10 protein-coding genes and 1 tRNA gene are annotated in these 18,294 nt (G+C 66.4%); 6 read left to right on the plus strand and 5 right to left on the minus strand.

Translation table 11 applies throughout. The annotated features are described in order from the left end of the window. Positions 1 to 117 precede the first annotated feature (117 nt). Complete coding sequence (locus tag AB0K00_RS22775) at positions 118 to 4,983, minus strand: ATP-binding protein (RefSeq protein WP_363523494.1); 4,866 nt, start codon at positions 4,981 to 4,983, stop codon at positions 118 to 120. A 209-nt stretch (positions 4,984 to 5,192) separates the two neighbouring features. On the opposite strand from AB0K00_RS22775, the gene AB0K00_RS22780 reads away from it, so the two are divergent. Both AB0K00_RS22780 and AB0K00_RS22785 read left to right on the plus strand, forming a co-directional pair. After that, positions 5,193 to 7,673, plus strand: a complete 2,481-nt coding sequence (locus AB0K00_RS22780; RefSeq protein ID WP_363523495.1) for a hypothetical protein — start codon at positions 5,193 to 5,195, stop codon at positions 7,671 to 7,673. A 157-nt stretch (positions 7,674 to 7,830) separates the two neighbouring features. Continuing rightward, complete coding sequence (locus AB0K00_RS22785; RefSeq protein ID WP_363523496.1) at positions 7,831 to 12,285, plus strand: hypothetical protein; 4,455 nt, start codon at positions 7,831 to 7,833, stop codon at positions 12,283 to 12,285. Positions 12,286 to 12,631: 346 nt separating this feature from the next. On the opposite strand, the gene AB0K00_RS22790 is transcribed toward AB0K00_RS22785, so the two are convergent. Further along, positions 12,632 to 12,705 (minus strand) — tRNA-Pro (locus tag AB0K00_RS22790). Positions 12,706 to 12,800: 95 nt separating this feature from the next. On the opposite strand from AB0K00_RS22790, the gene AB0K00_RS22795 reads away from it, so the two are divergent. The 3 genes from AB0K00_RS22795 to AB0K00_RS22805 all read left to right on the plus strand — a co-directional run bounded on the left by AB0K00_RS22795 (position 12,801) and on the right by AB0K00_RS22805 (position 14,813). Next, positions 12,801 to 13,250, plus strand: coding sequence for a VOC family protein (locus AB0K00_RS22795; protein WP_363523497.1), 450 nt, complete (start codon positions 12,801 to 12,803; stop codon positions 13,248 to 13,250). 95 nt (positions 13,251 to 13,345) lie between these two features. After that, a complete protein-coding gene (locus tag AB0K00_RS22800) occupies positions 13,346 to 13,810 on the plus strand; it encodes a response regulator (RefSeq protein ID WP_363523498.1) in 465 nt (154 codons plus the stop codon). Between the two features lie 196 nt (positions 13,811 to 14,006). Beyond that, the gene (locus tag AB0K00_RS22805; protein ID WP_363523499.1) at positions 14,007 to 14,813 is read left to right on the plus strand and encodes a hypothetical protein; all 807 of its coding nucleotides are present in this window, start codon (positions 14,007 to 14,009) and stop codon (positions 14,811 to 14,813) included. A gap of 142 nt (positions 14,814 to 14,955) precedes the next feature. On the opposite strand, the gene der is transcribed toward AB0K00_RS22805, so the two are convergent. The 3 genes from der to AB0K00_RS22820 all read right to left on the minus strand — a co-directional run bounded on the left by der (position 14,956) and on the right by AB0K00_RS22820 (position 17,641). After that, complete coding sequence (der, locus tag AB0K00_RS22810; RefSeq protein ID WP_363523546.1) at positions 14,956 to 16,281, minus strand: ribosome biogenesis GTPase Der; 1,326 nt, start codon at positions 16,279 to 16,281, stop codon at positions 14,956 to 14,958. Positions 16,282 to 16,380: 99 nt separating this feature from the next. Beyond that, positions 16,381 to 17,052 carry a (d)CMP kinase gene (cmk, locus tag AB0K00_RS22815; RefSeq protein ID WP_363523500.1) on the minus strand — a complete coding sequence of 224 codons (672 nt, stop codon included), beginning with the start codon at positions 17,050 to 17,052 and terminating at the stop codon, positions 16,381 to 16,383. A gap of 64 nt (positions 17,053 to 17,116) precedes the next feature. Continuing rightward, positions 17,117 to 17,641 (minus strand): MarR family winged helix-turn-helix transcriptional regulator, encoded by a 525-nt coding sequence (locus AB0K00_RS22820; protein WP_363523501.1) that lies wholly within the window; start codon positions 17,639 to 17,641, stop codon positions 17,117 to 17,119. A 90-nt stretch (positions 17,642 to 17,731) separates the two neighbouring features. Between AB0K00_RS22820 and AB0K00_RS22825 the strand changes: the two genes are divergently transcribed. Continuing rightward, positions 17,732 to 18,292, plus strand: a complete 561-nt coding sequence (locus tag AB0K00_RS22825) for an NAD(P)H-dependent oxidoreductase (protein ID WP_363523502.1) — start codon at positions 17,732 to 17,734, stop codon at positions 18,290 to 18,292. Positions 18,293 to 18,294: the final 2 nt, after the last annotated feature.

Raw genomic sequence — 18,294 nt, forward strand, 5'->3', positions numbered from 1 at the left:
AACGCAAGATCATGGCTACGTCAATCACCTCGGCTGCCAGAACGGCACGCTTGACCTCGTATGGATCTCAGCCGGCGGCCGAGCACGCCCGTGTCATCTGAGACCTCATGCCAGGTGTCAGTCGACGATGGCTTGATATGCGGCTTGCTCGACCTTGGCTTCCACACTTCCGACACCGTGTTCAATGAGCCGATCGGTTAGGTCGAGACAACGGCCCCGAATCAATCCTCCTGGGATCGCTTGTGCATAGATCGCAAGAACGATGTCGGTGACGTAGTATCCGTCTGCTGCCTCGCGCGTGGATATGTCGCCCGCTGTCTCCGCCGACGTAGCTGCCCACGATTCGCAAAGATCGAGCACGGATTCAGGCATTTCGTCGCGTCGGTTGCTGAGTACGACCAGCATGCTTGCGGGGTGGGCCGCAAAGGCACGGGACCGGGCCAGCCGCTGAAGCATCTCGGAATGCTGAACGAGCGGGGCAGCGGTGTGGCGCAGGACGTTCATGACCTGCGAGCAGACGTCGTCGTCATCGTCGTCTGCAAGACGGTACAGCAGCTCAACGCTTGCGCGTACCGGTGGAACATCGGGGACATCTGCCTCCCTGGTCGGGAGTTCATCGACAAGCTGTGCGAGGAATTCGGCTACTCCTCGGCGGGCGTGTACGTCATCGAGAGCCACGGCCAGGCAGTACGGATCATCGTCGGCGCCGATGGATACCGCTTTGACCGCGAACAGGGCCGCAAGGTTGCCGGCGCGTCGTCGGATTGCCGGCTCACCGGACGAGAGCATCTGTCGGACGAGCTCGTAGGCGAGTACTGAGTTGGTGTTGGAAGCCGCCCAGACTACTTGGCCGAGGTTGGGTGCGTACAGCACCGCGTCATTGGCGGATGCAAGCCACGCGCGGACGCCCCGCTCGAACATGTCGGGATCCACGGAGAGCACCGCAAGCAGCGCCTGCGGCGCGAACACACGAATGGACTCATCTGGGTCATTCCAGACTATTTCGATTAGCTGACGTAGAATTGCCAGGCGCTCCGCGCGGTGCTCTGGAGGTTGTAGGAGCGCGCCTGCCGCGTTGGCGGCTAGGCCGCGGGCGTGATTGAGGCCGGTCACGACTGCCCGATCGCCGAGATCCCAGCCGATGTCCCTTGTGGTCGTCGGACCGCGCAGGAACGCGGTAGGGACGATGCTGACGATTTCGTGCGGGAGTTGCCAGCCCGCGCATCGATGGATGACTGGCAGGATGTCCATGTCGGTCTGTATCGCCCGGCCTCGGGCCTCAAGGGTGGTGATCAGCTGGATGATCACATGTTGGTCGGCGTCGTCGATCGTGCTGATCGCCTCACCGATGCCCCTGAGGACAGCGCCCGTGAGCCGTGCGGACGCATCGGTTGCCGCCAGCAAGATGCGGGCGAACCGGATCGGGGCCTTCTGCGCCTGGTCATACAGTGCGACGGTCATGGCGTCGGCAGTAGCGTCCGCGACGTCGTCCAAGGCGTCGCCATCATCGTCACCCGTGTTCTCGTCGGAGGTCGCCAGGGCGTTGATGGCCTCTGCCCACTGTTGATCAGGGGACTCCGCGGTCGGTGGAGACACCGCCGCACGACGCGGTGTGAACTCAACCTCTTGCGGCTTTGCGGTGGTCGGCGCCGGTCCGGTGATCCGTTCCAGCTCGCGAAGGTTTCCGCTCAGTGCTGCTGGCAATGCAGGCCCGAGACTGCGGCTCAACTGACCGAGCACCACAACGCGCTCAGCCCCGTCGGCCGGCATCGACTCGCGTGTGACGCCCACTGGCACCTCTGTCGGCGGGTAGACAGCAGCAACGAGATCCAGAGCCGCCGCTCGCTGACCTGAGTCCCCGGTCGTGGCGATCTGGCTTACCACGGCGCCCCACGCCCAGCCGGACGTTATGTAGCGATCGAGCCCACGGACGCGAGGGTCCGCGCACCACTCTAGTGCGTCTGTGACCATTGGGCCGGCTGCATACTCGTAGGCATAGCCAAGTGTCTCGTGAACCGGAAAGAGGTCGCTGTCGTGGAGGGGGCGCAGCGTCTGCCGAAGTTGCCCAGGGTCGGCGTGTGCCGCCAGGCTCAACGCCAGGTGTAGTGCGTCGAGGACCTCGTCCCGCAACGACCGTCGTCCGTACGAGAACATCCCTTTGGTCGTCCGAAGCCCCGGCATGGAGGCGGGCACCCCAACTGGCCGCCAGTCGGCACCGACGTGGACAGTTCGTTCCCAGTCGCGGATGAGGATCGGGAGAACCGTCGCGACGTACTCGACTGGCGTGGCCCGGGCACAGCCCTCTAGGATGTCCAGGCCAGTGGACTCGTAGTGCAGCGGAGTGTCCTCACCGAAGCCCTGGAAAATGCTGTTGATGTTGTGGTGCAGCGTGATGCGTTCCGCGGCGTGCAGCCAGGCTCCGATTGCTCGGGCGGCGTGGCGCGTGCAGTTCTTGACGATCGTCGAGAGGGCATGCCGGCCATCGTCGTTGAACGTCAGGTCGACGATCCGCCGTACGAGCGCATCCGCATCTGGAAGATCATGCGTCGTGGCTGCGTGAACGAAGTTGGCGGGCGGCGGTGCTGTTGCAAGCTCGGCCACAGATTCGACCACTGCGATGAAGAGGTCGGCGACGTCTCGACCGTCTTCCGCCGGGCCGGCCATGAAGGCGATCCGGAGCAGCAGCCGCATCGTGCGATCGAGGGCTTCGACGTTGTCGGCGAGCGTACGCGCCGCCGCTGCTGTCGTGTCTGGGCTCGACTGCGCGAGCCAAATCAGGAGGCTGCTCGTCTCTTTGTTGCTGAGCAGGGCAAGCTCTTGCTCGTGTGGACCCTGCGGGGCTGGTGGGCTCGATGACAGTTGCATCGCTAGGAATTGCGGCAGGCTTCGCTGAGCCATGATGACCGCGAAAGACGGGGCGGCCAACGTCCTCCGCGCGTGGAACCTCAACGCATCGCATGGGTCCACGGCACGGTCGAATACGACCTCGAACTCGGCGTCCGTCACCGTGCGACATTCGCGGAGCATCGAGTATACGGCCGCACGAATGTGTGATCGGGTGCGGTTGCCGTCCAATGCGACACGGAGATCAGCGACGTAGGTTCGTTCCTCGTCCTCTTCCTTGCCCAATGCCAGCAGTGCGCGCACCTGACCCGACCTCAGCAGTTCCTGCGGTCCCGCGGCGAGAAGGTCCGCGACGGTGGTGCCTGCTTGCCGAATCCCGACCGCGACGAGGTACTCCAGCAGCGTTTCGTGAACGAACCGGAGTCGCCGCCTCTCCTTGATGATCACGCCGTGATGAACCATCAAGTCTCTGGTGTCGGGAAGGTCGGCAAGTATGGACTCCGGGGCGGACAGGATTCCATGGTGACTCATGTCGGCCGCCAGGCGGATTGCTGCGCTGGCGTACGACGTCCCCCCAGGCGAGTTACAGAGGTGCCGTGCTACGTGGGCGTGGTACCTCGCAACAAGATCGAGCTTGGTGCGCACAGCGGTCAGCGGCTCGCGCTCGGATTCATCTGCTTCGGAGTACAGCTCCGTGAACAAAGCGAGGTTGAGCGCGTTGCCGAGGAGTCTACGCAGCGCCCGCGGGGTGTCAGCATAGTCGAGGCCAAGTCCACGAAGGACCGACGCGACCTGCTCGTCGGCGAGATCGCCGAGGGCGATCTGTTCGATTTCTGAATCGGGGACGATCTGTCCCTGTCCCGGCTCGTCGGGCTTGCCCGGCGCGTCAATCGGCGATAGGCCCAGCGCGCGGCGAAGTGAGCTGTCGTACCGGAGGTCTTCGGTTCGGCACGCGACAAGCAGCTTGAAATCCTTCGCGGCTCGGGCCTGTGACACCACCTCGCGCAGCGCCAACAGCAGGGACGGGTCGCGCCCAGACATACGCGACACGGAGTCGATCTGGTCAATGACCAGGACAGCACCCTTGCCGGCGCCGGCTCTGGCCATCGCGATCGATGGCGCATCGCCGAATCCGATGGCTTCCTGCCGGCCGAGCTGAGCCGCGGTCGTTGCTGGGCTGGCCAAGTCGAGACGTAGCACTCCGATCACCACGTCGTCGGCGATACGGCGGCAGACTTGTGCGAGTACCGACGACTTCCCGGTGCCTGGCCGGCCAACGACGGCGACAACAGTTGGTCCGTCTTCGGCGGTCAACTGCTCCGTGATGCGATCGACTTGAGCACGTGGCACGAGCGGTAGCGCTGGGGGTCGTGAGCCGTTCACCTGCTCGACGTAGGTGTGGACGACGTCCCTCAGTGCCTCGGAGACGGCCGTGTTGGTGCCGGAGCGGGGATGATGCCCCTTTGCTCTGAGCACGCCCCACAGTTCATGTGCCGTGATCTGATGCTCGCCAAGATGCTGCTCGATGTGGGAGCGGATCAGCCCAAGGGCTTCTTCCGGGTCGCCCTCCATCGTCTTGGCGATCTGACCGATCAGCACATCGCGCAGCGTTTCGTCGTCGATAGTCCGGAACTCCGCAAGGCGAAGCCGTCGATGAACGACGTCTGCCGTCGTGCTCCAGTCGCGCTGCAGTTCCTTGGAAGCGGCCTCTTCCTTGTCGCTGAGGTCGGCCTGCCAGCTCGGAAACGTCAGCCGGCGTGCCTTCTTCGCCATCCGCGCGAGAATCGACGGCGAAGACGAGACGAACACGACGAGCGCGCCAAGGTCGGTTTGACGGGCAAGCTCGACGAGAAAGCCTTCACTCCGGAGCCGGGCGACCGTCCAAGATGTGCCATCGCTGTTCTTGCACTGATGTGCCTCGTCGGGGCCGCCGTCCGCTTGGCTGACCAGCCGAAACTCGATCGCGTCGGTGCCGGGCTCCTCGACGCACAATGCGCCGAAGTGGCCGTCAAGGACAGCGAGTGCGCCTTCGAAGATCGTCCACCATGCCTCATAGCGCTCGCCCAGCTTGCCAGCGATGCCACCACCGGCAGACGTCACCTTGGGTGCGGCCTTGGCTGCGGTTCTCTTCGTCGGCATCCTGTGCCTTTCGGGGCAGCCGGCTGAGCGGCGCGTGTGACCGAATCCTAACGGTTTCTCTCTGCAGTCAGGCCGCAGAGGCACGGCCCGGCGGTTGTCCGCCGCCACCGCGTCCGCGCCTCGCTCACCAGGACCTGACGCCAACGGTCGACCTGCTCGCGGTAACCTCGACAGCGGCGGAGCGTCGTGGAGAGGGTGCAATGGCCAGCGTGGACGTCCTCATCGTTACGGCGCTGCGAGAGGAGTACGACGCGGCTCACACAGTCGGTCTAAACCTCGCATCGGTGGCGAAGACTCAATGGCGGAAGCATGATCAGGCTACGTCAGCTCCGTACGAGACCATCGAGGTGGCGACGACAGCCGGGCCGCCACTTTCAATCGCGTTGGCGCGACCGACGCGGATGGGTGGCCGTTCAACCGCTCCGATTGCGACCGTCCTCGCTGAGCGCCTTGACCCGCAGTGCCTGGCGATGTCCGGCGTCTGCGCAGGCAACCCGAGCGACGTTGTCCTTGGCGACGTGGTCGTCGCCGAGATGACCTACGAATACGACGAAGGCAAACGAGCCGACACGAACTTCCAAGGCGATCATCGGCATCTACTGCTGGATGACACCTGGATCCGAGCGATGCAGGAGTTCTCGCCGTCCGACCTGCCGAGCTTCGGTCCGGCCACTCGCGACGAGGCGACCCTGTGGTTCCTGGAACGGCTGCTGGCAGGTGACGAGCCGCGGAGCCACCCCGCCCGATCCCGCTACTTCCCGGACGGCACCTGGCGGACGCGGCCTTCGCAGATGCAGGCCGACGGCTTGATCGATCGCAGCGGCCAGGGTTGGGCGTTGACGGACGAAGGCCGCAGGTTCATCGAACAGCGACTATACGACGATGTCGACGGACCGCGCACCCTCCCGTTCGCGGTCAAGGTGGCTCCGATGGCCAGCGGCAGCGGAGTGGTCAAGGACGGTTTGACGTGGGCAAACCTCGCGCAGATGGGGGTGCGTTCCGTTGCCGCGCTGGAGATGGAGGCCGCCACCATCGCCACCGTCGCCCGTCACCAGCAGGTTCCACACTGGTTGGTCGTCAAAGGGGTCATGGATCACGCCGATCCACGCAAAGACGACCGGTACAAGCGGTTCGCGGCCCGTGCCTCTGCCGAAGTCCTCTATGCGCTGCTGACGCATCTTGTCGTTCCGCGACCCACCCAGAAGTCCGATAGTCACAACGATCTCCTGGCAGGCGGGCCGCAGCATGGCTACCTGCAAGTGGCGGCGTTGAGCGGACCGGCTACGCCGGCTTCCTCGACGGACGGCGGCGATTTCACCGATGCGCATCAGCGGACGTTGCAGCTGGTATCCGAGCTATTCGTTCAACACGACAGGTGGCCGGCCTTCAACCTCATCGACCGGCCGCTTCGCCGGCAGGGCGTAGACGCCGCTAAAGCCGTCTCGACGATGCCTGCCGGATTGCTCGCTGGTATTCGGGAGAACACTGAGCCGATGCCGGACAACCCCATCCAGCTGACGGTTCGTGGCATGGCCCGCTGCCGAGGAACCGAACGGGACGTAGCGCTGTTTCTCGCCGCTACCCGATGGGCCGCAGTCCTCGACGACGAGTTCGACCCCAGCAACGAACCCACCGCAGTGCCCCGTCTGACGTCGCACGACGTCGCCGAGCACTTCCATCTGGCTGACGCCCCCCGGGCATTGCACCGGCTGTACGCAATGTTGCTCGTACAACGCTGGGGCTTTGGCAGCGGTGGAGGTGAGCCAAACGACTGGTGGTGGGAAATCAGCCGCGACATTCAACGGTTTGCCGCTGTCACCACCGCCGACGAGTACGACCGAGCACGAGCCACGTGGGTGACAGAGTCGACCCGGCCCTCGCGGATCTGGCAGGCGCAGGCCGCCAACGGCGGACAGACCGCGGCGCCCGAACGGCGTTCAACGCCGGCGGATCGGCTCGACCAACTTGCCGCGTCAGACCCTGTTCCCGATGCCGCCGCTCGCGTCAACGGCCACCTGTATCTGATCATTAGCCCACGCTCAGCCGAGAGCGACGTCCTCGGCTCGATCTGCACCCCCTCTGCCACGGCTGAGCTGAACGCCGCAGTCCAGCACGCGATCGCTGCTCGCGGCAGGGAGGCGTCGTTTGCGCCAGATTTCAGCGCCGGATCCTGGCGTCGCAGCAGTAGAGGTATCCACCGTACGGACGGGGTCCGCGAAGACAGCTCCGTTCGCGAGGCGTCGCTGCTGGTGTTGACAGTCTGTGAGGACGGCAGCATCACCGTGCTGTGCGGCCGGGCCACCGATCATGCCAGGCCAATGTGGAGGCGAATCGGCGCACCTGAACCGCAGGCAACTCAACCGGTGATCTTTCCCGCACTGATCCTCGGTCTGACCCACAGTGCTCTTGCCCTCGCCGGCGACCTCGGTCAGCGTGTCGCCAGCTACGACGGACCGTGGGACGTCGGGCTGCGCCTTACCGGTATCAAGGACGCGATCGCTTACGATTACGTGCTTTCCGGCGACGAGGACGTCGTCCATCCCTATGACGACGATCTCTATGAGCGAACCACCACGGCAACCACCACCGATCTCGCGGCGAACGCCGACGGCCTTGCCGAACGCCTCGTCGCGCCGCTGCTTCGGGCACTCACCATCGACTCGCGATACCTGCCATATCGCGCAGCCTGACCGGCTTGTCCGCGGCGACGCAATGCACCGCCATGCCAAGACACGGAATGAAGCGCCGCGCTGGCGTGTCATCGCGGGTTAGAACATCGAACTGGCGTTGAGAGGTACGCTGAACGGCTCCAGCGTCAGGCTGTCGGTTCCCTCGAGGCGTAGAGACATGAACTCCTACTTCGGCGTTCGGGTGCCCCGGCTCTGCCGGGTCCGGTCAGATGATGTCGGTGACGAGCTGTCGTTTCCATCGGACGACGACGGCTTCCTGTCCCCGCAGTGGATCGAGCCGGTCGGGCTGGACAGCGAGATCGCTGGCCGGGTGTTGCCACTACAAGATGTCGTGTATGTCGGGGCTGTTGTGCTGCTCGGCGAGCCGGGTCTTGGCAAGTCGACAGAGTTCGACCGCCTCCGCACCTATGCCGAAACAACCGGGTTGACCGTGAACGGCCCAGTCGATAGTGCTGACATCGTTGATTGGGCCTCGTTCGAGGAGTTCATCGGACGGCATCTGCGATCCCTTCCGTCCAAGGCAACGTCAATGGCCACTGACGCGTTCACCCGGCCGGCGCCCGAGCGGATCATCATCCTGGACCAGGTCGATGAGTCGCCTGCGCTGCGACAGCTCGCCACCTATTTCAAGCGTGCGCTCGAAGGCCGCGACACCAGCGGTCTCCGCCTCATGCTCGGGTGCCGAACCGCGGACTACCCATCCAACCTCACTGCAGTACTGCGGCACGCTTGCGGCGCCTGCCACCTGGCGGATCTGGCGCCGCTCACCCGCGCTGAGGCCATCGCGCTGTCGTCGAGTGTCGCAGGCATCGACGGCGAGGCGCTCATTGCGGCAGCCGTGGAGCGTGGCGCGACCGCTCTGGCTAATGTGCCTCTCACGCTTGAATTGCTCTGTCGCACGTTCCTCAAGCATGACTCTCTCGATGCGCCGCCGGCAGCGCTGTTCGCCAGAGGAGTCCTGCAGTTGTTGGACGAGTACGACAGAGAGCGCGCCGGCGTGAACGATGACTCGACCCCAGGTCAGCGGCGGGCGGTCGCGGAACGGATTGCCGCCCAACTCGTGTTGTCGGGCCGCCGAACTGTCTGGCACGGCCGGGCTTTGGAGGCTGGTGGGCAAGATGTGGACGCCTCCGCCTTCGTCGGCGGCGAAGAGGTTTGCGACGGCGGGCCGTTCCACGTCACCGCCAGGCTTGTCGCCGCAACGCTGGCGACCGGGCTGTTCACCGGGCGAGGGGTGAACCGGCTGGCGTTTCGCCACGCATCATTCGCGGCCTATCTCGCCGCCTCTTACCTCGTCCGACGCGGTGTGCCGCAGGCGCAGCTGCGGCGGCTGTTCCTCATGCCGGTCGGCCGCGTCGACCACGCCATTCCAGTTGCTTTGCGTGAGACAGCAGGCTGGCTGGCCGGCATGATCGGTGCAGAGACGCGATGGCTCGCAGACGCAGACCCAGAAAGCCTCGTACCGCACAGCCCGCTCGTCGACTCACCCGCCGTACGCGCGGCGATCGTCGACGCGATGCTACGCCGCGCCAGCGAGGTCGAGGTTGCAGACCAGCCATGGGCCCGGGCCAGTCGATATCTCGCCCATCCGGATCTCGGCCCACAGCTGCTGGAGGTCCTGACAACAGCTGACGCCGAGCCCCCGAAGGACTGGAACCCCTGGGCGCGGATCCGGCTGGCCGTCCGCCTCGCCCGCGACGCGGACGACCCTGACCTGCTCGATCGGCTCCTGCGTCTGGCGGAGAACGAAGCCTGGGACGACTCGACTCGAATGCTGGCGGCATCGTCCGCGTTCGCAGCCAACCCAGACAGGGCGGCCGGCCGGCTGCGGCAGCTCCTGCATCGATTCGCGGAACCAACGCACGTAGCCAGCGTGGACCCGATTGGAGAGCTGCGCGGCGGTCTGCTGCACATGCTGTGGCCACGATACGTCACGACCGAGGACGTGCTGCCCGTCCTGCGGCATCGCAGCCACTCCACGGTCATCGGCTCCATGCGGATGTTCTGGTACACCCTCTCGGAGCGCCTGCCTGAGACCGACCTCGACAGCGTGCTTCGGTGGGCGGCCAACGAGTACGGCCGGAACGAAGACACGAGCAACCCGCCCGACTACTTCGACGATTTCGTTGACGAGTTGCTCGACCGGGCACTCCTCATCGACTCTGGGCACATGCGTAGCGTGGCGACAGTGGTACGCCACCGCATCGAGCAAGACCAGCCGGTGGCCATGCTCGGGGCACTAGACCTCGTCAACCCGGACGGTACGGAGCCAGCGACCGTGTGCGCGTTGCGTCGCACGGTTGCCTATGAATTGCTTCAACAGTGGGTCGAGAGCGGGACGTTCAACCGCGCTTACGCCTGGAACCTTCTAGGGCCCTGGCGAGGACGCCAATTCAGACGCTCCGCTGAACAACCCGACAGCGAGCTGCAGCTAGGCGGGCGGACAACGCTGCTGGACTCCACGGACTTCATGTGGCTCTACAAGTTGACCACCGACGCCGCGGCGGACGGCCGCACGGAACTGGCCGAGGCGCTCGCTATCACAGCGTCGTTGGTATTCGACCTGGCCGACGACGAATCGGCGACGACCGTCCTTGACGACAAGACCCACCCTGTGTGGGTTCACGTCAGCTGGTGGTTCGACCCTGTCCGCGTCGACAGCGAGCTGGCGCTGCGGTGGCAGAGAAGACGACGCAACGACCAGCCGGAAGCAACTCCTGGGGACATCGCGGCGTTCCATCAGCGGCTCCGGCAGCTACTCGTCGAGGCCGAAGCCGGCGAGCCCGACGCGTTCTGGCAACTGGCGCACCTCCTACAGTTCGAACCTGACACAGCCAAAGGGCGGCTCCGCCAGGACGACAACCTGCTGAACCTTCCCGGCACAGCCGTACTGCCCGCCGATCACCCTGAGCGTCTCACCGAAGCTGCGCTGCGGTACCTGTCCGTCCAACACGACCACAGCGCGGATTGGCTCGGACGCGGCGTACTCGACAGACGCTCGTGGGCTGGCTTTCTGGCCTTCGCATTGCTCCACCGCCGTGACCGGCTCGGCGAACTACCGCCCGAATGCTGGGCATGCTGGACACACGCGCTCATCGACTCGATCACGTCACTCGACGACCGCGCAAATCTTCAGCGCAAGCTGCTTGCGGCCGCTGCCCAGTATGTGCCGGAACGGCTTGGGACCTGCCTCAAGGAGTACGTTCGGGCGGACCTCGCACGAGGCAGCTCGCCGTTCGGCGTGCGACTCATCGATCCCGCCTGGGCGCTCCCCATCGCCGACGCATTCGCGGAAGTGACCACCGAGATCGCGGCAGCCATCACCGCGACGGACAACGCGCCTTTCCGCCTCGACTCCGACGAGCACCGAGCGATCGCTATGGAGACCTGGGAGACCGTGGTCCGAGCGCTCATCGACGCCGGCGATGCCCGCGGCGCCGGGCTCGCTCTCAGCCAACTGCAGACCCGCACCAATGCGCCGACGGCACTCACGCTCGCCGGGCGCGCTGGCAGGGTGCTGCTACGCGCTGACGTCGAGAATGGTCTCGCGGCGGTACTGACGGCGAGCGCCGCCCGACTGTCGATCGGCCGCGAGGTCGCACTAGCCACCGCGTCGGCGCACGACTCCAGAGCGTTGCTGGAGGCTCGCTCCGTGGAAGACCTCGTCCGCGTCTTCCGGTGGCTCAGCCAGGTCTTCCCAGCGGAGAAGGACCCGGCCTGGAGACCGGAGGCCCACTTCGAAGGACCGGAGGAAGGAGCCCGCCGGTGGCGAGACAGCGTGCTTGAAGTGCTGGCCACCCTTGGCACCGACGAAGCAGTTGACGCGCTGATCGGGCTGCGCGGCGCATTTCCCGAGCGCCAGTTTCTGGTCTACTGCCTGGTCCGGGCCCGCAGGTCCGCCGCCGCGGAGCGTTGGCGGGCACCGGAACCGAGCGACGTCGCGAAACTGCTCGACAACGCGACCCGACGGTTCGCCCGTACCGATGGCGAACTACTGGAAATCTTGCTGGAAACTCTCGACCAGATCAGCGCCGATCTCCCTCAGCACGGCGACCTGCTGTGGAATCACCAGGCGAACGGCAGCTGGCGGCCCAAGTACGAGTACGCGCTGCAGGCGTACCTCACGCACGAACTGACACTTCGGCTCGCCGGACGAGGCCTCATCGTGAACCGCGAGGTCATGGTCAAACCGACGGATCCCCTCACCGGAGCCGGGGAACGAACCGACCTCCTCGTCGAAGCCACAACACGCACCAAGACCACCGACGAAACCATCGCCAACCGCGTAGCCGTCGTCATCGAGATCAAAGGCTCATGGAACAAGGAGATACCCATCGCCCAACAGACACAACTGGCCGACCGGTACCTACCGGCAGTAAACAGCTCAGCGGGCATCTACCTGATCGGCTGGTACCCCCTCGAACCGTGGACCAACGGCGACAGCAGGAAGAGGGCCGCGGCACGCCTCAGCAAGGACAGCCTGCTCGCCAGTCTCAACCAACAGGCAACGAACATCGCCGCGACCAACGCAGTCAGCACCATCCCCTACCTACTCGACGTGCACCTCCCACAACGGACCCGCACCAGCGCCGACGCACTGCCCGAAGCGTGACCCACCAGGGAGATCACCGTACGGGCGTACGTGTCGCAGATGTGTCGTGACCATCCACAGTGGACCCGGACTCGCCCGCTGCGGTAAAGGGGCCGTTTCACAGATGGGCACCGATCAGAGCGAAGCCTAAAAGTGCTGCTCAAGCCGCATCTTTGGCGATCATCATGGCGCCCAGACTGGACACCGCAGACCTGTGCGCTAACGGACCTTAGCGAGATCAACAGCCCATCCAGCAGCAGGTTCGCGGAAACAGTACGCGCTTACGTGCAAAAACAAGTGTCATGACGCGACCAACGCATCGACTCTGGTCAATAAAAAAGGCCAGCTGAGCTGGCCTTTTACGATGTCGGGACGGCGGGATTCGAACCCACGACCCCTTGACCCCCAGTCAAGTGCGCTACCAAGCTGCGCTACGTCCCGTGCATCCGGACGCCGTCCGGAGCAGCCGCTACAGACTAGCGCATCCCCTCACCACGTCGCGCAGGAGTATCCCCCGTCCCGACTAAGGTGCGGGGATGCGACTTGATCTCGTGACGATCGTGGTGGAGGAGTACGAGCCGGCGATCGGGTTCTTCACCGAGGTGCTGGGGTTCGAGCTGGTCGAGGACTCCCCCGCGACCACGACCGACGGGCAGCCGAAGCGGTGGGTCGTGGTGCGCCCGCCTGGTGGCGGCACCGGGTTGCTCCTTGCCAGGGCTGACGGTGAGCGGCAGCGGGAGGCGATCGGCGAGCAGGTCAAGGGCAGGGTCGGATTCTTCCTGCAGGTCGATGACTTCACGGCGACGTTCGACCGGATGCAGGCGGCCGGCGTCCAGTTCGTGCGGTCGCCGCGGTCCGAGGTGTACGGGCAGGTCGCCGTCTTCCTCGACATCGCCGGGAACCGATGGGACCTGCTAGGACCACTACAAACAACACCGCCGCAAACAACACCGCTGCAAACAACACCGCCGCAAGCACAACAGTGAGCTGCCGCACACAACCGTTCGGCAACCACGTGGCCGCTGAAGCGCAGCCGGGGCGGGTGAGTCTGGGACACCTCACCCCCAACAGGAGGCGCCCCATGAGCATCGCCGTCGCCGGAAGTATCGCGTCCGAAGCGCAGACCGCCCGGATTCTCGTCGCCGACGACGACCCGGACCTGCGGGGAATGATGGCGTACAAGCTGGTGAAGGCCGGCTTCGAGGTGATCGAGACGGACAACGGGCTGGCGGCCGTCGACGCTGCGGTGGCGTGCCTGCCCAACCTGGTGATCCTCGACATCATGATGCCGGGGCAGGACGGGCTGAGCGCGTGCGAGCAGCTGCAGAACGATCCGGAGACGGCACAGATCCCGGTGATGCTGCTGTCGGCGCCGTCGCAGCCGGACGTCGTGCGCAGCGGCGTGATGGCAGGAGCGGTGCACCACATGGTCAAACCGTTCAGCCCGGACGCGTTGCTGCGCAGCGTGCGGTCGCTGCTGCGGGTACACCCGACGCCCGTCGATCCGAACACCGGTCGCGACCACGGTCGCAGCTACCGGTGGTAGCCGCCCGGCGGCCGTGACCAACGGTGTCCAACGGAGGCAGCCCGGCTGGCGCTGGACGACGCGGTGGCTGACCCGGCAGACGCTGGAGAGCAGCGGTACCGGAGGTCGACTCGATCGCGACCGCACAGCGGCTCTGACGGCACGTATCACGGGCGTCACAGCGTGCTCCTACAGGTGTCATCACTTGGAGGGCACCATGGGCTATCTCACCCCACCGGTGGACGCTCCGCAGCGTCCCGATTCCACCCAGGACCAGGCCGACGAGAACCTGAAGTCCCGGATCCTCTATCTACGTTCGTTCCTGCTGATGCGCACCCTGATCGGTGTCATGGGCGTCCTGCTGCCGGTGGCGTTGCTGCTCGGCGACGGGTTCCTGTTCGAGGGCGGCAGGCCCCGCGGGTCGCTCAGCGCGTACTACTACTCCGGCATGCGGGACGTCTTCGTCAGCTGCCTGTGCGTCACCGCGTTCTTCCTGATCTTCTACAAGTTCTTCGAGCGGAACCTGGAGAACACGCTGAGCGCCCTCGCGGGCGTCGCGGCGGTGGGGGTGGCGTTGTTCGCGACGGGGCGGCCCGGCGGCGGGACGGTCCCGACGTCGCCGTTGCAGGACAAGCTCGGCGAGCCCTTCGTCCAGCAGGTGCACTACGTGTGCGCCGCGACGTTCATCCTCAGCCTGGGGGTGATCAGCTACTTCTTCGGCCGCCGTGAGGGGGCCAGGTCGCAGCACCGGGACGGGCACACCGCGCGGTTCACGCCCGAGTTCTGGCGGTCGTTCCACTACGCGTGCGCGGCCGGGATCGGCGTCGCGGTGGCGTACATCGCGCTGACCGAGGTGTTCGGCTGGCCCGACGCGTACAGCCTGATCATCGGCGAGACCGCGGCGGTGCTGTGCTTCGGCGCGTCGTGGCTGGCGAAGGGCCTCGAGATCGACATCCTGGGCAGCGCGGCGGCGGCCAAGGACCAGATCGAGGCGGGCACCACGGAGGAGACGGCAGCAGTCTAGGTGCGGCACCGGTGCGCGCCTCATCCTCGGCGCGCACCGGCCGAACTCGCGGGCATGGGAATGACCGTGTTCGCCGTGCTGGTCGTCGTCGCCGTCGCCGCGGAAGCGCTGCTGCCCCGCCGTACAAAGGCGACGGCGAGGGTTACTTCTTCCCGCGAGGGCTGTTCTTCTTGCGGGGCTTCACGGTGATGTGGATCGGGGTGCCGAGGAAGTCGAACTCCTCACGGAGCTTGCGCTCGACGAACCGGACGTAGCCGGGGTCGAGCACGCCCGTGGTGAAGAGCACGAACTTCGGCGGCGACACGCCGGCCTGGGTGGAGAACAGCACGCGTGGGGCGCGGCCGCCGCGGATCGGGTGCGGGGTCTGCTGCACGAGCGCGGTGAGCCACTGGTTGAGCTGGCCCGTCGGCACCCGGCGCTCCCAGTTCTCCAGCGCGGTGTTCAGCGCGGGGGCGAGCTTGTCCACGGCCCGGCCGGTCAGCGCGGACACGTTGACCTTGATCGCCCACGGGATGCGGCGCAGCTCGCGCTCGATCTCCTTGCCGAGCAGGTGCCGGCGGTCCTCGTCGACGAGGTCCCATTTGTTGAACGCGACGACGAGGGCCCGGCCGGACTCGATCACCATCGTGATGATCCGCTGGTCCTGCTCGGAGATGACCTCGCTCGCGTCCAGCAGCACGATCGCGACCTCTGCCGCCTCGATCGCCGCGTTGGTACGCAGGGAGGCGTAGTACTCGGTGCCGCTGGCCTGTGCCACGCGCTTGCGCAGGCCGGCGGTGTCGACGAGGTGCCAGGTCTCGCCGCCGAAGTCGACGAGGCTGTCGACGGGGTCGACGGTGGTGCCGGCGACGGGGTCGACGACCGCCCGCTCCTCCTTGGCCAGCTTGTTGAGCAGGCTGGACTTGCCGACGTTGGGCCGGCCGACGAGCGCGATGCGGCGCGGGCCGGCCTCGCGCGGGACGACGGGTTTCGCGGCGGGCAGCGCGGCGAGGATCTTGTCGAGCAGGTCGCCGGCGCCGCGGCCGTGCAGGGCCGAGATCGGGAACGGCTCGCCGAGGCCGAGGCCCCAGAGGCTGGAGATCTCCCCCTCGATGCGGGCGTTGTCGACCTTGTTGGCGACGAGGATCACGGGGCGGCCGCTGCGGCGCAGCATCCTGACCGCGGCCTCGTCGTCGGCGGTCGGCGGGATCGTGGCGTCGACCACGAACAGCACGACGTCCGCGGTCTGGGTGGCGATCTCCGCCTGGGTGGCGATGGCCTTGGCGCGTTCCTTGGCGTCGGGCAGCCAGCCGCCGGTGTCCACGACGGTGAAGTGCCGCCCGGTCCACTCGGCGTCATAGGCGACCCGGTCGCGGGTGACGCCGGCGACGTCCTCGACGACCGCCTGACGGCGGCCCAGGATCCGGTTGACGAGGGTCGACTTGCCGACGTTGGGTCGGCCGACGACGGCGACGATCGGCACACTCAGCTCGACGCCATCGACAACGTCGACGTCGACCTCGGCACCTGTGGATGCCTCAGCGCTCACGGGGATCCTTTGTTCAACTGCCGGGGGGCCGGCGCTCGCCTATGCGGTGACCTTGTCCAGCATCCGCTGGAGGCGCTCGACCACCTCGTCGATACCGAGCGCGGTGGTGTCGAGCACAACGGCGTCGTCGGCTTGGCGAAGCGGATCGGCGGCGCGCGTCGAGTCAAGTCTGTCACGCCGGGCCAGGTCGGCTGCGGTCGCGGCCTGGTTGACGGCATTCTCGGTGCTCCGGCGCCGGGCCCGCTCGTCCGCCGAGGCGGTGAGATAGACCTTCAGGTCGGCGCCAGGGGCGACCACGGTGCCGATGTCGCGGCCCTCGACCACGATGCGTGCCGCGCCGGCGATGATGTCGCGCTGGAGGGCGACCAGCAGCGCCCGCACGGCGGGGACGGCGGACACGGCGGACACGGCCTGGGTGACCTCGGCGCCGCGGATCTCCCGGTCGACGCCGACGCCGTCGACGCTGATGTGCGGCGCGGCCGGGTCGGTGCCGATGCTGAGGGTGACGGCGGCCGCGACGGCGTGGATCTTCTCCGCGTCGCTCAGGTCGACGTTGTCGCGCAGCACGGCCCAGGTCACCGCCCGGTACATGGCGCCGGTGTCCAGGTAGCGGGCGTCCAGGGCCTGTGCCACCCGGCGGGAGATCGTGGACTTGCCCGAGCCGGAGGGGCCGTCGACGGCAACCACCAACTGACCGCTCGTCGCTGCCACACCCACTCCTTCACCCCGATGACCACTGCTGTTCGACAGTACTTGACCCGCCGATGGCCCTACCTCACGGGAGGACGTCGTCGCAGGAGGGTGGCACGTCACACGGTGAACATGGCACACCCATGGTGCGGTCGGCCTCACGCAGGTGACCCAGGACGGTGTCGTTGAGGTCGAGCAGCGCCTCGACCTGCTCGGGCCGCAGGGCATCGAAGAACCAGTGCCGCACGTGCGCGACGTGCAGCGGGGCCGCGGCGGTGATCGCCTCCCAGCCGGCGTCGGTGAGCACGACGAACGCGCCGCGGGGGTCGTCCGGGCAGGGCTCGCGGGCGACGAGGCCACGGCTGGTCATGCGGGTGATCTGGTGCGTGAGCCGGGTTTTCTCCCAGTCGGCGGCGACGCGCAACTGGAAGACGCGCAGCCGCCCGCCGGGTGCCTCCGAGAGGCTGACCAGCACGGCGTAGTCGGCGCTGGAGAGGCCTGTCTCCTGCTGGAGCTGGCGGGCGATGCGCCCCCGGACGGCGGCGTTGACCGCGAGAAAGCCGCGCCAGGCCCGCTGCTCGTGCTCGTCGAGCCATGCCGGATCCGTCACATTTCGAAGTCTACCGGCATGGGTGACACGTCACCGTTTTGCTGAGCTATGGTGTCGGTGACACGTCACCCATGACGAAAAGGTTGTGCAATGACCAAGATCGGAATCATCCTCGGCAGCACCCGTCCCGGCCGGAACGGCGAAGCCGTGGCCAAGTGGGTCTACGACATCGCGAGCCGCCGCTCGGACGCGGAGTTCGAGCTGGTCGACCTGCTCGACTACGACCTGCCGCACCTGGATGAGGCCATCCCGGCGTCGCAGGGGATGTATGCCAACGAGCACACCAAGCAGTGGGCCGCGAAGATCGCCGAGCTGGACGGCTTCGTGTTCGTGACGCCGGAGTACAACCACTCCACCAGCGGCGCGTTGAAGAACGCGATCGACTTCGTCTACGGCGAGTGGAACAACAAGGCCGCCGGCTTCGTCAGCTACGGCGCCGCGGGCGGCACCCGCGCCGTCGAGCACCTGCGGCTGATCATGGGCGAGCTCCAGGTGGCGGACGTGCGCGCGCAGGTGGCGCTGTCGCTGTTCACCGACTTCGAGAACTACTCGACCTTCAAGCCGGGCCCGCAGCACGAGGGCAGCCTCGGCGTCGTGCTCGACCAGACGGTCAGCTGGACGAAGGCCCTCGAGACGGTCCGCAAGGCGTAGCC

Source organism: Dactylosporangium sp. NPDC049525, assembly GCF_040676755.1.
In the GTDB taxonomy this organism is placed as follows: Bacteria; Actinomycetota; Actinomycetes; order Mycobacteriales; family Micromonosporaceae; genus Dactylosporangium.